Source organism: Pseudoflavonifractor sp. 524-17, from assembly GCF_009935845.1.
In the GTDB taxonomy this organism is placed as follows: domain Bacteria; phylum Bacillota; class Clostridia; order Oscillospirales; family Oscillospiraceae; genus Pseudoflavonifractor_A.
On sequence record NZ_QWEK01000004.1, the window covers coordinates 21,505 to 36,904 of the forward strand.

The following is a 15,400-nucleotide window of genomic DNA, read 5'->3' on the forward strand; positions in this document are numbered from 1 at the left end:
ATAAATAAGAGATCAAGGATCCGAAAACAACAGCTTGTTTTCTTTTCTTCCATTATAACACATTTTATACTCGAAAACAGCGATACAATTCCCCCCCTTTTGTCTGGTATTTTTACACATTGCCTCACATTGTCTATAGCAGACCCCTTCTGTTCCGCTTATACTGGCAAAAACGGGAGGTGTCTGCATGAATCAGGAGACCTATCAGATCATTCTCCACAGCCAGCTGGGATCCCGGCCCGGTGTGCTGGTCCTCCCCTCCGGCGGGGCGGATGGGCCAGCCTATTTTTCCGTTCTGGGCTTTGAAAACCAGCTGGACGCCTGGCAGAGCGCGCCGGGCCAGTGGTCTTTGCGGGGCCGGCTGGCCTCTGTTGTGGGCGATATTTCCTTTGAAGCCCAGTTTTCCCCGGAAAACGACCGCTTCGCCTGTACCGTCCACACCAGCAAGGGAACCATCCCCATGACCGGGGAACGCAGCGGAGGGTAACATGGAAACAAAGCAGTCCTTTTGGGTAAAAATCTCCACGCTGATTGTGGATAAGCGCAACATCTTCTTTCTCTTTTTCATTGTGGCGGGTCTGGTGTGCGCCGTGTCCAGAACCTGGGTGCAGACCAACGACGATCTTACCTCCTACCTGCCGCCGGACACCGAGACCCGCCGGGGCCTTTCCATTATGGAGGAGCAGTTCACCACCTACGCCACCGCCGACGTGATGGTGTCCAACCTCTCTTTAGAGAGGGCCCTGGATCTTCAGGACCAGCTGGAACAGGTCCCCGGCGTGTCCGCCGTGGAATTTTACGACCCCGAGGGGGAGGGCCAGGTTCTGGAGGACTACTATAAGGACGTATCCGCCCTCTTCTCTCTCACCTTTGACGGGGAGGCCGACGATCCCATCAGCTATGAAGCGGTAGAGGGTGTCAAAGCCGCCCTGGCCGGCTGCGACTTTTACCTCAATACCGAGGTAGGCACCGGCACCCAGGACACCCTGGACGGGGAAATCCGCATTGTCATGCTGGTGGCGGTGATTATCATCGTGTGCGTGCTCCTCTTCACCTCCAAGACCTACCTGGAGGTGCCGGTGCTCCTTATCACCTTCGCCATGGCCGCCCTGCTGAACATGGGCACCAACTTCCTCATGGGGGAGATCTCCTTTGTCACCAACTCCATCGCGGTGATTTTGCAGCTGGCCCTGGCCATTGATTACGCCATCATCCTATGCCACCGCTTTACCGAGGAGCGGGAGATCCACGAGGCCCGGGAGGCCTGCATCGCCGCCCTGAGCAAGTCCATCCCGGAGATCTCCTCCTCCAGCCTGACCACCATCTCCGGCCTCATCGCCATGACCTTTATGCAGTTTCGCATCGGCTATGACATGGGCGTGGTGCTTATCAAGGCCATTCTCCTCAGCCTGCTCACGGTCTTTACCCTGATGCCTGGCCTGCTGATGCTCTTCTCCCGGGGCATTGACAGAACCCACCACCGCAGCTTCGTGCCCAAGATTACCGCCTGGGGCCGGGTGGCGGTAAAGACCCGGTACGTCATTCCCCCCATCTTCGCCCTGGTGCTGACGGGCGCCTTCCTGTGCGCCAACCGCTGCCCCTACGTCTACGGGTACTCCACCCTGCGCACCTTCAAACAGAACGACACCCAGATCGCCCAGCAGAAGATTGACACCACCTTCGGCAGCACCAACCTCATGGCCCTGCTGGTCCCCGCCGGGGACTACGACAGGGAGCAGGCCCTGCTGCGGGATCTGGAGCAGCTGGACCATGTGGACACCGCCATGGGCCTGGCCAACATCGAGGCGGTGGACGGCTATATGCTCACCGACGCCCTCACCCCCCGGCAGCTTTCCGAGCTGCTGGACATCGACTACGAGCTGGTGAAACTGGTCTACGGGGCCTACGCCGCCAAGGAGGAGAATTACGGACAGCTGGCGGGCAATCTGGATTCCTTCTCCCTCCCTCTCATCGATCTGGTCTGCTTCCTCTACGACCAGAAGGAGGAGGGCTATCTCCCCATCGACGGGGAGCTGGCGGAGGATCTGGACGACATGCACGCCCAGCTGGAGGACGCCAAGGCCCAGCTGGCCGGCACGCAGTACAGCCGCCTGCTCATCACCCTGGACCTGCCGGAGGAGAGCCGGGAGACCTTTGACTACCTGGACGTCATCCACGACACTGCGGCGCGTTACTATGACGGGGCCATTCTGGTGGGGGAGTCCACCAACGATTACGACCTGTCCGCCTCCTTCGAGGGGGACAACATCCTCATCAGCATTCTCTCCGCCCTGTTTGTTATCGCGGTGCTCATCTTTACGTTCCGCTCCGCGGGCCTGCCGGTACTGCTCATCCTCATCATCCAGGGCAGCATCTGGATCAACTTCTCCTTCCCCTATCTCATGGACAGCAACCTGTTTTTCCTCAGCTACCTCATTGTCAGCTCCATTCAGATGGGCGCCAACGTGGACTACGCCATTGTCATTTCCAGCCGCTATGTGGAGCTTAAAGAGCGGATGAGCTGCAAGGACGCCATTATTGAGGCCCTCAACCTGGCCTTCCCCACCGTGGTCACCTCCGGCAGCATCCTGGCCGCGGCAGGCACCTTGATCAGCTTTCTCACCTCCGAGCCCGCCATCGCCGCCATCGGGGAGTGCCTGGGCCGGGGCACGCTGATCTCCATGCTGCTGGTGCTGGGCGTCCTGCCCCAGATTCTGGTGCTGGGGGATACCATCATTGAAAAGACCTCCTTCCAGCTCAAGCGCCCGGTGTCCGCCCGGCAGGTCAGCGGCAATCTCCAGGTCAGCGGCCACGTGCGGGGCTATATCAACGGCGTGGTAGACGCGGACATCTGCGGTACCGTCCGGGGTACTCTGCTGGGACGGATGGACGACAGCACACTCCAGGCCCTGGAGCAAAGCGAGGAGGAATCTCTGTGAAACACCGGATGAGACAGATTTTTGCCGGGGTCCTGTGCCTGCTTGCGGCGGCGAACCCCCTGATCCCGGCCGCCCGGGCGGCGGAAGCGGAAGACACCATATACATCCGCTCTCTGGCCGACTGGACCCAGTTCGCCCGGCAGTGCCGGCTGGACACCTGGTCCCAGGGGAAGACCGTGGTTTTGCAGCGGGATCTCACCCTCACCGGGGACGAGATTGTCCCCACCTTCGGCGGCGTCTTTGAGGGGGACGGACACACCATCTCCAACCTGGCCCTTACCGGGGAGGGCTCCTGCCAGGGCCTGTTCCGCTACGTCCAGCCCGGGGCCCGGATCTCCGATCTCACCGTGGCCGGCCGGGTGTCCCCTGACGGGGACTGCCAGCGGGTGGGGGGCATCGCCGGGGTCAACGCCGGCGCCATCATCCGCTGCCGCTTCCAAGGCGCCGTCTGTGGGACCGGCGGGGTAGGGGGCATTGCCGGGGTCAACGAGGCCGGCGGCGAGATTGCCAACTGCTCCGCCGCCGGCGCCGTCACCGGGGAGCACTATACCGGCGGCATCGCCGGGGAAAACTACGGCGTTATCGACGCCTGCGCCAACGACGCCCGGGTCAACACCCAGGAGGCGGAGGTCTCCCCCGATCTCTCCAGCCTGGACCTTGCGCAGCTCAACACGCCGGAGAACGTCCCCGCCTGCACCGACACCGGCGGCATCGCCGGCTACTCCAAGGGCACCCTCCGGGACTGCACCAACCGGGGCGCCGTCGGCTACTCCCACACCGGCTACAACATCGGCGGCATCGTGGGCCGGCAGAGCGGCTGCGTGGACGGCTGCGTCAACTACGGCGCCGTTCAGGGCCGGAAGGACGTGGGGGGCGTCGTGGGCCAGATGGAACCCTATATCCAGCTGCAATATCAGGAGGACACCCTGCAAAAGCTGGAGCGGGAGCTGGACACTTTGGACACCCTGCTCAACCGCACTCTGGACAGCGCCCAGCGCTCCAGCCACAGCCTGACGGATCAGATTGACGCCGTCACCAGGCTGGCGGACACCGCCCGGATGGACGTGTCCGGTCTGGCGGACTATCTGGAGCAGTGGGGCTCCGGCACGGTGGACACCGCCAACGAGTTCAGCGCCCGGCTGGGGCGCACCCTGGACCAGGCCGTCCCCGCAGCGGAGGAGCTGGAGTTCTCCGTGGAGCAGATCGCCCAGGGCATCCGTGCCCTGGAGGGGGCCCTGGACACCCTGGAGGGGGCGGGGGACAGCGGCGCGCTGGCCTCCGCCCAGGTGCGGCGGGCCCTGACCAACCTGTCCCAGGCCATTGACGCCATGGACGAGGCTCAGAAGGGCCTCTCCCAGGCCCTGCGCCTGATCCCAGACTCCTTTGACAACGACATGGAGCTGGCGGACGCCCTGGAAGAGCTCCCCCGCTCCCTCACCAATCTGAAGACCGCGGTGGCCCAGGCCCGGCAGGCGGTGGCGGATCTCATCGCCGCCCTCCCCGACGGGGAGCTGCGCCAGGCCCTGTCCACCGTTCTGGACCGGTTTGACGCAGTCGGTCTGGCCATCCAGCGGGCGCTGGACGCCATTCCAGCGGTCTGTGACGCCCTGCGCGCCCACAGGGGAGAGCCCCGGCAGGCCCTGGACCTTCTGCTGGACGCCCTGGACGACCTCTCCGGCAGCGGCGACAGTCTGAAACAGTCCATCACACGGATTCAGGACGCCATGCTCTCCCTGGATGAGGTGCGGGACATCGCCCTGGACAGCAGGAAGGAGCTGCAGGCCGCCTTCCACATCCTGGCCGGGGGCGCGGACTCCATGGATTTGGCCTTTGGACAGATGCGCTCCATCCTCTCCCAGCTGGCCCAGGATCCCGCTCTCTCCTTCCCCGGCCTGGACAGCGGGTTTTATGAGCAAGAGGACCATTTAAACCGCACCCTCAGCGATTTGACCGGTGCAGCGGGCGGCATTAACCGCACCGCCCGGCAGACCGGGGACAACCTCAACGCCAATCTTCGGGCGGTCAACGATCAGCTTACCGTCATCTCCAACCTCCTTCAGGACGCCCGGGCGGATCCGGAGGAGGACTACGTCGTGGACACCTCGCAGGAGGAGGCCGGCAGCGAGGCCGGCTGGGGCTGGGTGGCGGCCTGCTCCAACCGGGGCAGCGTGGCCGGCGATGTGAACGTGGGCGGCATCACCGGCGCCATGGCGGTGGAGTACGACTTTGATCCTGAGGACGACGTGACCAGCCAGGGCCGCACCTCCGCCCGTTTCCAGTACCGCACCCGGGCGGTGCTGCGGGACTGTGTCAACTACGGCCCGGTCACCGCCCGGAAGGACTGCGTGGGCGGCGCGGCGGGCCGGATGGACCTGGGGCTCATTCAGCGCTGCGGCAATGCCGGGCCGGTGGAGACCACCGCCGGACAGTACGCCGGCGGCGTGGCGGGGGCCTCTTACGCCGCCATCCAGGCCAGCTGGGCCAAGTGTACCCTCACCGGAGAGCGCCATGTGGGGGGCATCGCCGGTCTGGGCGCCGACATTAGCCAATGCCGCGCCCTGGTGGCGCTGGAGGGTGGGCTTTCCAACCTGGGCGCCATCGCCGGCGAGGTTCAGGAGGAGGGTGAGCTGTGGGACAACTGGTTCGTCAGCGACACCCTGGGCGGCGTGGACGGCATCAGCTACGCCGGAAAGGCCCAGAATCTGGACTATGAGGCATTCATCCAGCTGGACGGCCTGCCGGATCCCTTCCGCACCTTTACCCTCACCTTCCAGGCGGAGGACAAGATCATATCCCAGCGGGAGTTTGACTACGGCGCGGCGCTGGAGGAAAGCTGGCTGCCGGAGGTGCCGGAGAAGGAGGGCTTTTACGGCCAGTGGACGCTCCCCGCCCAGCCCCAGCTCTTCTTTGACACCGTGATCCAGGCCCGCTACACTCCCTGGCGCACCGCTCTCTCCGACGGCAGCGGCGCGGTCCTTGCCGAGGGCTGCTTCGGCCCCGACGCCGCCCTCTCCACCGTCCAGCCCCTCTCCCAGCCCATGGAGGCGGCAGTGGGGCACTGGCGCATCACCTTGTCCGAGGGTGAATTCACCGCCCTGCGGCTGGCCCGGCCGGAGGAGGCCACCCGCCCGGCGGTCTGGGTCCGCACCACCCAGGGGGAGTGGGAGGCGCTTCCCCACACGGTGGACGGCTCCTATCTCAGAGTTTCTCTCTCCGGGCGGGAGGCGGAGCTCTGCCTGACCCAGCTGCCCCCGGATCCCACGCCTTGGATCGCCCTGGCCGCAGGGGGCGCCGCCGTCCTGCTGATACTCCGCTCTGGCCTGCGCCGCCGGAAAAAGAAAAAGACCCTCAAACCGCCTGTCAAGGCGTAGGGACGGCGTCAAACCCGCCCGTTCCTCCCGTCACACAAAAATTCCCCCGATCCGTCAGGACCGGGGGAATTTGTCTTTTGACCGGCGGGGTTAACCCTTGACCGCAATGGCCTCGATCTCAAACAGCGCGTTCTTGGGCAGGTTGGCAACCTGGAAGCAGGAACGGGCGGGGGGCTCGGTGTGGAACACATCGGCGTAAATCGCGTTGATGGCGGCGAAATCGTTGATATCGGCCAGGAACACGGTGGTCTTCACCACGTCGGTGTAGTCCATCCCGGCCGCCTTGAGGATGGTGCCCAGGCTGGCCAGGGCCAGCTTGGCCTGCTCCTCCACAGTCGCGGCCAGCGCGCCGGTGGCGGCGTCAACACCCAGCTGTCCGGAGACGAACAGCATGTTGCCGGCCAGCTTGGCGTGGCAGTAGGGACCGGAGGCGGCGGGAGCGCCCGCGGCGGTAATGGTCTTGTTCATCGGAATTACCTCCTTTTCGTAAAACAGTATTCTGGGGACACAGAGACTTTGGTTTGACATTCGCGACTTTTGCATTTATCTCCCCCGGGGGCGCCGTTGCGTCCAGCGCGCCCGGATCAGATACGAAAAAAGGGCGCTCCGATCAGGCGTGGATGCTGGTGCCCGTCTTGCCGGCGACGCCGTCCTTGGCCTTCTCCAGCAGGGTAATGAGGGCGGTGCGGCCGGGCTTGGACTCGGCGAACTGAAGGGCGGCCTGCACCTTGGGCAGCATGGAGCCGGGGGCGAACTCCCCATCGGCGATATACTTCTGAGCCTCGGCGGGGGTGAGCTCGTCCAGCCACTTCACGTCGGGCTTGCCGAAGTGGATAGCCACCTTTTCCACGGCGGTGAGGATGATCAGGCAGTCGGCGTCCAGCTGCTGGGCCAGCACGCAGGAGGCGAAGTCCTTGTCCACCACGGCGGCGGCGCCGTCCAGACGGTTGCCCTCCCCCTCAAACACGGGGATGCCGCCGCCGCCGCAGGCGATGACCACGTGACCGGCGTTCACCAGGGCCTTGACCGTGTCAATCTCGGCAATGGCCTGGGGCTTGGGGGAGGCGACCACCCGGCGGTAGCCCCGGCCGGCGTCCTCCACCACGGTGTAGCCGTGCTCAGTGGCCATCTTCTCCCCCTCTTCCTTGCTCATGAAGGCGCCGATGGGCTTGGTGGGGTTCTGGAAGGCGGGGTCGTTCTTGTCCACAACCACCTGGGTGAGAACCGTGGCGCAGGGCTTGTTGATGCCCCGGTTGAGCAGCTCCTCCCGCAGGGCGTTCTGCAGATCGTATCCGATGTAGCCCTGGCTCATGGCCACACACACGGACAGGGGGCAGGGGACATATTTCTCTGGATTGGAGCGGGTCAGCTCGGTCATGGCGTTCTGGATCATGCCCACCTGGGGGCCGTTGCCGTGGGCGATGATGACCTCATGCCCCTCCTCAATCAGGTCGGCAATGGCCTTGGAAGTCTGCTGCACAGCCACCATCTGCTCGGGGAGATTATTGCCCAGGGCGTTTCCGCCCAGCGCGATCACGATTTTCTTACCCATTCTTCGCACCTCGTTTTCGTATTATTAAAATACGCAGTATAAATTTTCTATAGCTATGATATAGCCAAACGCACCGGTTGTCAAATGGTATTTCAACCAAATTTTTTCCCCGGTGTTTTTCCCTTCTCCCTTAACCCTACAATAACCCGGAAAGCGGCCCGGCCCGCCCGGTCTCAGCAGTAGAGACCGGGCGGGCCAAGCCTACAGATCAAGGGGCTTTATAGCAGGCGCGCGGCCGGAGGCGAAACCGGATCGCGCCGTACTAACAAGGGTAGGAAAGCGCTCTTACTTCTGGAACCAGCGGGCCATACCCCGCTCCTCCAGGGCCTTCAGGGTGGCCTGGGGATCCTTCACCTTGGCCAGGAAGATCATGGCGGCGATGATATAGGGCTTGAAGCTGGCCTCTTTATACAGGGGGTCGCGGTAGCGGTCAAAGACGCTGGCCTCCACCTCGCCGTCCTTACAGGACACGTCGTTGATGTCCGCAGGCAGACAGTGCATATACAGGGCCTTGCCGTCCTTGGTGGTCTTCATCAGCGCTTCGGTGCAGCACCAGTCCTTGTGCTGGGCGTTCTGGGCCAGCAGCTCCTTCTCCAGGGCCTTGATGCCCTCGCTGTCGCCTTCGCCGTAGAGGTTGGTGCGCTTCTCCATGGCGGCGAAGGGCGCCCAGCTCTTGGGGTAGACGATGTCCGCATCCTGGAAGGCCTCGGCCATGGAGTTCACCCGCTTGAAGCTGCCGCCGCTCTTTTGGGCGTTCTCGGCGGCGATCCGCTCCACCTCGGGCATGACCTCGTACCCCTCTGGGTGGGCCAGCACCACGTCCATGCCGAAGCGGCTCATCAGGCCGATGATGCCCTGGGGCACGGACAGGGGCTTGCCGTAGCTGGGGGAGTAGGCCCAGGTCATGGCGATCTTCTTGCCCTTCAGGTTCTCCACGCCGCCGAATTCATGGATGATGTGCAGCATATCCGCCATGGCCTGGGTGGGGTGGTCAATGTCGCACTGGAGGTTGACCAGGGTGGGCTTCTGCTCCAGAACGCCGTCTTTGTTGCCCTGAGTCACCGCCTCCACCACTTCTTTCTGGTAGGTGTGTCCCTTGCCGATGTACATATCGTCCCGGATGCCGATGACGTCGGCCATGAAGGAGATCATGTTGGCGGTCTCCCGCACGGTCTCGCCGTGGGCGATCTGGCTCTTGCCCTCATCCAGATCCTGGACCTCCAGGCCCAGCAGGTTGCAGGCGGAGGCGAAGGAGAAGCGGGTGCGGGTGGAGTTGTCCCGGAACAGGGAGATGCCCAGTCCGCTTTCAAAGATCTTGGTGGAGATGTTGTTCTCACGCATATAGCGCAGGGCGTCGGCCACGGTGAAGACCGCCTCGATCTCGTCGTCGGTCTTGTCCCAGGTCAGGAAGAAATCCCCCTCGTACATCTCCTTGAAGTTGAGCTTGTTCAGCTTGTCAATATAGGCCTGCAATTTGGCGTCCATAATCATATCTCCTCACTGTTATGTGTTTCTCTTAAAAATAACCTTTTGGACTCTGCCGGAGCCATTCTTATTCTCTCTCAGCGGCCGGAGGCGAATCGGGCCGGTTCAGATGGAACAGCTCGGGCGCTGTGCGCTTATTTGATATCGTTGTTGGTCTTGCCGGCCCGGAACTGGGTGACGTCGGCGGTCTTGTTCTCTTCCTTGTACAGGCCGGGCACACAGGCGTATAGGGCGGCGCAGCGGACCAGGTCGTCCTTCCAGGTGATCTCGTTGGGGGCGTGGGCCTGGGACTCGGCGCCGGGGCCGAAGCCCACGCAGGGGATGCCGTACCGGCCCTGGATGGACACGCCGTTGGTGGAGAAGGTCCACTTGTCGGTGAGGGGGCGGCCCTCTCTCAGGTGCATGGCGTCCCGCTTGGGGTCGGCGTCGGCGTGGCCCATGCGTTTGCCGCCGAAGAGGCCGTGGTGGGCGTCCACCAGGGCCTGGACGTGGGCGGCGGACTCCTTGTTGATCCAGGTGGGGAAGTAGCACTCGGTCTCATAGACCTCCCCGGTCCAAGAGGGGCGGCCGTACATATACATGGACACCTTTACGTCGTCGCCGTACTTCTTCACGCTGGGCAGCTGGCGGATCTCCTCCAGGCAGGAGTCCCAGGTCTCGCCGGCGGTCATGCGGCGGTCGATGGAAATGGCGCAGGAGTCGGCCACGGCGCAGCGGCTGGGGGAGGTGTAGAAGATCTGAGAGGTGGTGCAGGTGCCCCGGCCCAGGAAACGGGCGTCCTCCCAGTGTTCGGGGTTGTAGGCCGGATCCAGCATCTTCACCAGGCCCTTGACGGCCACCGTGTCGTCGGCGGGGTTTTCGTTGAGGGCGCGGACCTCCTGGAGGATGTCGGCCATCTTATAGATGGCGTTGTCCCCCCGCTCGGGGGCGGAGCCGTGGCAGGACACGCCCTTCACATCCACCCGGATCTCCATGCGGCCCCGGTGGCCCCGGTAGATGCCGCCGTCGGTAGGCTCGGTGGACACCACAAATTCCACCTTCTCCCTGGCCTGGGGGAAGCCCTTGTTTACGATGTACTGCCAGCACATACCGTCGCAGTCCTCTTCCTGCACAGAGCCCACCACCATGATCTTGTAGCCGGCGGGGATAAGGCCCAGATCCTTCATGATCTTGGCGCCGTACACGGCGGAGGCCATGCCGCCCTCCTGGTCAGAGCCGCCCCGGCCGTAGATGACCGCGTCGTCCTCATAGCCCTGGTAGGGATCCTGCTCCCAGTTGCTGATGTTGCCGATGCCCACGGTGTCGATGTGGGAGTCGAAGGCGATGATCTTCTCTCCGCCGCCCATCCAGCCGATGATGTTGCCCAGGCCGTCCACCTCTACCTTGTCGTAGCCCAGCTTCTCCATCTCGGCCTTGATGCAGGCCACCACGTCCTTCTCCTCGCAGCTCTCGCTGGGGTGGGAGATCATGTCCCGCAGGAAACGGCTCATTTCAGCCCGGTAGCCCTCGGCGGCAGCTTTGATTTTCTCGAATTCCATGACGCTATCCTCCAAATTACATATATGACTTTTTATTACAAATAAGGTTATAGCTTACGGCGGCCCCGCGGCCCGGGGCCGCCGCAACTGAGAACACTGTCAATGAAACGTACAGGTTTGTTCTGACCGGATATTATCCCCGGTAGCCTTCGTACTCAGCCATCGGCGTGCTGGTGGTGGGATACTCGCCGTCCCAGATGATGCGGCGGAATTTCTGGGGATCGGTGTTGCCCTCGGTGGAGATGAGCAGGACATGGCTGAAGCGGTTCAGCCCCAGGTATTCCTTCAGGTCCCGGTACTCCTCATTGTGCATAATGGCGTCCAGACAGCCCATGCCCACCGCGCCGGACTCGCCGGAGATGACCACCGGGTCGCCGTCACAGGGGACGCCCAGCATCCGCATTCCCTTGGCGGACACCCAGTCGGGGCAGGAGGTAAAGACGCTGGTGTGGTTGCGCAGGATGTCCCAGCCGATGATGTTGGGCTCGCCGCAGGCCAGGCCGGCCATAATAGTCTTCAGGTCGCCGGTGACGGTGCGTGGCTTGCCGTCCCCCACCAGGGCGCCCCGGAACAGGCAGTCCGCCGCGGCGGTCTCCATGACCACAACCTTGGGCGGGTCGCTGGGGAACAGGTTCTGGAAGAAGCCCTGAATGGCCCCCGCCAGAGAGCCCACGCCCGCCTGCACAAAGATGTGGGTGGGCCGGTTGGCGCCGATCTCCCGCAGCTGGTCGGCGGTTTCGCTGGCCAGCGTGCCGTAGCCCTGCATAATCCAGGCGGGGATCTCCTCATAGCCCTCCCAGGCGGTATCCTGGACCACCACGCCGTTTTCGCACTCGGCGGCCTCGGCGGCGGCCATGCGGACGCAGTCGTCGTAGTTGACCTCCTCAATGGTCACCTTGGCGCCCTCTTTGGCGATGTTGTTGAACCGGGCCTGAGAGCTGCCCTTGGGCATATGTACCACCGCCTTCTGGCCCAGCCGGTTGGCCGCCCAGGCCACGCCCCGGCCGTGGTTGCCGTCGGTGGCGGTGAAGAAGGTGGCCTGGCCGAACTCCCGGCGCAGCTTCTCGCTGGTCAGGTAGTCGTAGGTCATCTCGCTGACATCCTTGCCCATCTGCTTGGCGATGTACCGGGCCATGGCAAAGGAGCCGCCCAGCACTTTAAACGCGTTCAGCCCAAACCGGCGGGACTCGTCCTTCACATAGATGCCGCTCAGGCCCATGTACTTGGCCATACGGCTCAGGTTGGCCAGGGGCGTCCACTGGTACTGGGGAAAGCTCTGGTGAAACGCCCGGGCCTTGGCCACGTTTTCCAAAGACATAATCTCCAACCATTTGTCGTCGCTTTTCGGCATCCGGTTGGGCACCCACTTGATCTGTTCCATCTCCATTTTACTTCATTCGCCTCCGTAAAAATTTGAGAGATTTCCTGCGGAGCTCTCTCCGCTTTCTGCAACCATCATATCATATTATACTGATAAGTCAATAGGAAAGCTAAAAATTTTTTATTTTCACTAAAAGTAATTTTGATTTTTGTCTATTTCGCCCACCCTTCTCCTATTGCCATTCTAAAAAATTAGTGTTAAGCTATAAACAAAGCAAAAACCCCTTTTTTATGGCCCTCATTTATTCAAAAGTCCAATATTTATGATACCCTGTGTCTCATTCAAGGAGGTTTCCGCTATGTTCACCCTCACTGTGAACAACACCCCCATATCGGTTCCCCAGGACAAAAAGCTCCTCAGCCTTCTGCGGGAGGACCTGAAGCTCACCTCCGTGAAGGACGGCTGCGACCAGGGCGCCTGCGGCGCCTGCACCGTCCTGATAGACGGCGCGCCCGTCAAGGCCTGCGTCCAGAAGGTGTCCAAGTTCGACGGCGCCCGCATCCTCACGGTGGAGGGCCTGTCCCCCCGGGAGCGGGAGGTGTTCACCTTCGCCTTTGGAGAGGCGGGGGCCGTCCAGTGCGGCTTCTGCATCCCCGGCATGGTCCTGTGCGGCAAGGCCCTCATCGACAAGAACCCGGACCCCACCCGGGAGGAGATCGCCTTTGCCATCCGCAACAACATCTGCCGCTGCACCGGCTACAAGAAGATCATCGACGCCATCTCCCTGGCGGCCCGGCTTCTCCGGGAGGACCGGCAGAATCTGGTCCCCCCGGCCATCACCGGCGTGGGCCAGCGGGCCCATCGGGTGGACGTGCCGGAAAAGGTGCTGGGCTATGGCAAATACGCCGACGACATCCAGATCGAGGGGATGCTGGTGGGTTCCGCCCTGCGGGCCGAATATCCCCGGGCCCGGGTGCTATCCATTGACACCAGCGCCGCCAAGCAGGTCCCCGGCGTTCACGCGGTGCTCACCGCCGACGATATCCCCGGTTCTTTCAAGGTGGGACATCTGAAGCAGGACTGGGACGCCCTGGTCCCAGTGGGCCATCTCACCCACTATCTGGGGGACGCCGTGGCGCTGGTAGCCGCGGAGACCTGGGCGCAGGTCCAGCAGGCCAAGGGCCTCATCCGTGTGGAGTATGAGGTGCTCCCCCCTGTCTTTGACGTCCACGAGGCCCTGAAGGAGGACGCCCCCCTGGTTCACGAGAGCGGCCGGAGCAACATCCTGGCCCACGAGCATTTGGTGCGGGGCAACGCGGACGAGGTGCTGGCCAAGTCCGCCCACGTGGTCAAACGCACCTACTACACGCCTCCCACGGAGCACGCCTTTTTGGAACCGGAGTGCGCTGTGGCCATGGTGGACCGGGACGCCCAGGACGCTTTGCTCTACACCAGCGACCAGGGTACCTACGACACCCAGCATGAGTGCGCCCTGATGATGGGCTGGCCGGCGGAGCGCATCCACGTGGTCAACGCCCTGGTAGGCGGCGGCTTCGGCGGCAAGGAGGACGTGAGCGTCCAGCACCACGCCCTGCTGCTGGCCTACCACACCCGTCGCCCGGTAAAGGTAAAGCTCACCCGGGACGAGAGCATTCTCATCCACCCCAAGCGCCACGCCGCCTGGATGGAGTTCACCACTGGCTGCGATGAAAAGGGGTATCTCACCGCCATGAAGGCCGTGGTCGTCACCGACACCGGGGCCTACGCCAGCCTGGGGGGGCCGGTGCTCCAGCGCCTGTGTACCCACGCCGCCGGACCCTACAACTATCAGGTCATCGACATTGACGGCACCGCCGTCTATACCAACAATCCCCCCGCCGGGGCCTTCCGGGGCTTCGGCGTCACCCAGAGCTGCTTCGCCACCGAGTGCAATCTGAACCTGCTGGCGGAGATGGTTGGGATCTCCCCCTGGGAGATCCGCTACCGCAACGCCATCCGCCCCGGCCAGGTGCTGCCCAACGGCCAGCTCGCCTTTGAGGGCACCGCCCTGGTCCAGACTCTGGAGGCGGTGAAGGAGATTTATGAAAACCACCCCCGGGCGGGCATCGCCTGCGCCATGAAAAACGCCGGCGTGGGGGTGGGCATCCCCGACTGGGGCCGCTGCCGCATTACGGTGCAGGAGGGGAAGCTCTGGCTGCGGGCCGGGGCCTCCTGTATCGGACAGGGCCTGGGCACCGTGCTCACCCAGATCGCCTGCGAGACCTTGGGAATTCACCAGGACCAGGTCCGCTATCCCCAGGCGGAAACCAATCTGGCCCCCGACGCAGGCACCACCTCCGGCTCCCGCCAGACTTTGATCACCGGCGAGGCCTGCCGCCAGGCCTGTCTGGAGGTAAAAAAAGAGCTGGACGGCGGAACATCCCTGGCGGAGCTGGAGGGCCGGGAATTCTATGGTGAGTACCTGGCCGCCACCGACCAGATGGGGTCCGGCAAGCCCAACCCCGTCTCCCACGTGGCCTATGGCTACGCCACCCAGGTAGTCTGCCTCAACGAGGACGGCACCATCGAGAAGGTTGTGGCCGCCCACGACGTAGGCCGGGCCATCAACCCCCTGAGCGTAGAGGGGCAGATTGAGGGCGGCGTGGTGATGAGCCTGGGCTTTGCCCTCACCGAGGACTTCCCCCTGAAGGACGGCCGTCCCACCGCCAAATTCGGTACCCTGGGCCTCTTCCGCGCCAACAAAACTCCCGATGTCCAGTCCATCATTGTAGAGGCCAATCCGGACCCTCTGGGCTTCGGCGCGGTGGGCATTGGCGAGATCACCTCCATCCCCACGCCCCCGGCGGTCCAGGGCGCCTACTATAAATATGACGGCCAGTTCCGCACCACCCTCCCCCTGGAGAACACCCCCTACAGCCGGAAAAAAGCCTGACCCTTTCGTTCCCCGAGGCCAAAAGAGCCTCGGGGAACGGTTATTTTCTGTATCTCTCCTTCGTGATTTTCGCTATTTTTCCGATTACTTTTCCCCGTTTGACCAGCTAATTTTTCACTTTATTCAAGATCTTTTCCGCACTTTTTTGTACAAACCAGTCAGTTTACCCCCTAGGCATATTTGATAGGAACCGGCCCGCTGTCCAATATTTTTTTGGGTTTAATCACAAAATCCGCTTGACTTTTCTCCCGGTATCCTTTAA

9 protein-coding genes are annotated in these 15,400 nt (G+C 62.9%); 4 read left to right on the top strand and 5 right to left on the bottom strand.

Annotated elements, in window-relative coordinates:
- Window positions 1-187: 187 nt before the first annotated feature.
- The 3 genes from D1159_RS00545 to D1159_RS00555 are packed head-to-tail and all read left to right on the top strand — an operon-like array spanning window position 188 to window position 6,310.
- Window positions 188-487 carry a hypothetical protein gene (locus D1159_RS00545; RefSeq protein ID WP_161843751.1) on the top strand — a complete coding sequence of 100 codons (300 nt, stop codon included), beginning with the start codon at window positions 188-190 and terminating at the stop codon, window positions 485-487.
- A gap of 1 nt (window position 488) precedes the next feature.
- The gene (locus D1159_RS00550; RefSeq protein WP_161843752.1) at window positions 489-2,939 is read left to right on the top strand and encodes an MMPL family transporter; all 2,451 of its coding nucleotides are present in this window, start codon (window positions 489-491) and stop codon (window positions 2,937-2,939) included.
- Window positions 2,936-6,310, top strand: coding sequence for a hypothetical protein (locus D1159_RS00555; protein WP_161843753.1), 3,375 nt, complete (start codon window positions 2,936-2,938; stop codon window positions 6,308-6,310). The genes D1159_RS00550 and D1159_RS00555 overlap by 4 nt, the downstream gene beginning before the upstream one ends.
- Before the next feature lie 90 nt (window positions 6,311-6,400).
- On the opposite strand, the gene D1159_RS00560 is transcribed toward D1159_RS00555, so the two are convergent.
- The 5 genes from D1159_RS00560 to dpaL form a co-directional block, all read right to left on the bottom strand.
- Entirely contained in the window at window positions 6,401-6,778 is a 378-nt protein-coding gene (locus D1159_RS00560; RefSeq protein WP_161843754.1) for a Rid family detoxifying hydrolase, read from the bottom strand.
- A gap of 142 nt (window positions 6,779-6,920) precedes the next feature.
- The gene (gene arcC / locus D1159_RS00565) at window positions 6,921-7,862 is read right to left on the bottom strand and encodes a carbamate kinase (RefSeq protein WP_161843755.1); all 942 of its coding nucleotides are present in this window, start codon (window positions 7,860-7,862) and stop codon (window positions 6,921-6,923) included.
- Between the two features lie 285 nt (window positions 7,863-8,147).
- Window positions 8,148-9,347 (bottom strand): knotted carbamoyltransferase YgeW, encoded by a 1,200-nt coding sequence (gene ygeW / locus D1159_RS00570; protein WP_161843756.1) that lies wholly within the window; start codon window positions 9,345-9,347, stop codon window positions 8,148-8,150.
- Window positions 9,348-9,481: 134 nt separating this feature from the next.
- A complete protein-coding gene (locus D1159_RS00575) occupies window positions 9,482-10,885 on the bottom strand; it encodes a YgeY family selenium metabolism-linked hydrolase (protein ID WP_161843757.1) in 1,404 nt (467 codons plus the stop codon).
- Between the two features lie 133 nt (window positions 10,886-11,018).
- Window positions 11,019-12,266, bottom strand: a complete 1,248-nt coding sequence (dpaL, locus tag D1159_RS00580) for a diaminopropionate ammonia-lyase (protein ID WP_161843864.1) — start codon at window positions 12,264-12,266, stop codon at window positions 11,019-11,021.
- Window positions 12,267-12,564: 298 nt separating this feature from the next.
- Here dpaL and xdh point away from each other — a divergent pair, with 298 nt between their 5' ends.
- Window positions 12,565-15,138: a selenium-dependent xanthine dehydrogenase gene (gene xdh, locus D1159_RS00585; protein ID WP_161843758.1), complete on the top strand. Its 2,574-nt coding sequence runs from the start codon at window positions 12,565-12,567 to the stop codon at window positions 15,136-15,138.
- Window positions 15,139-15,400: the final 262 nt, after the last annotated feature.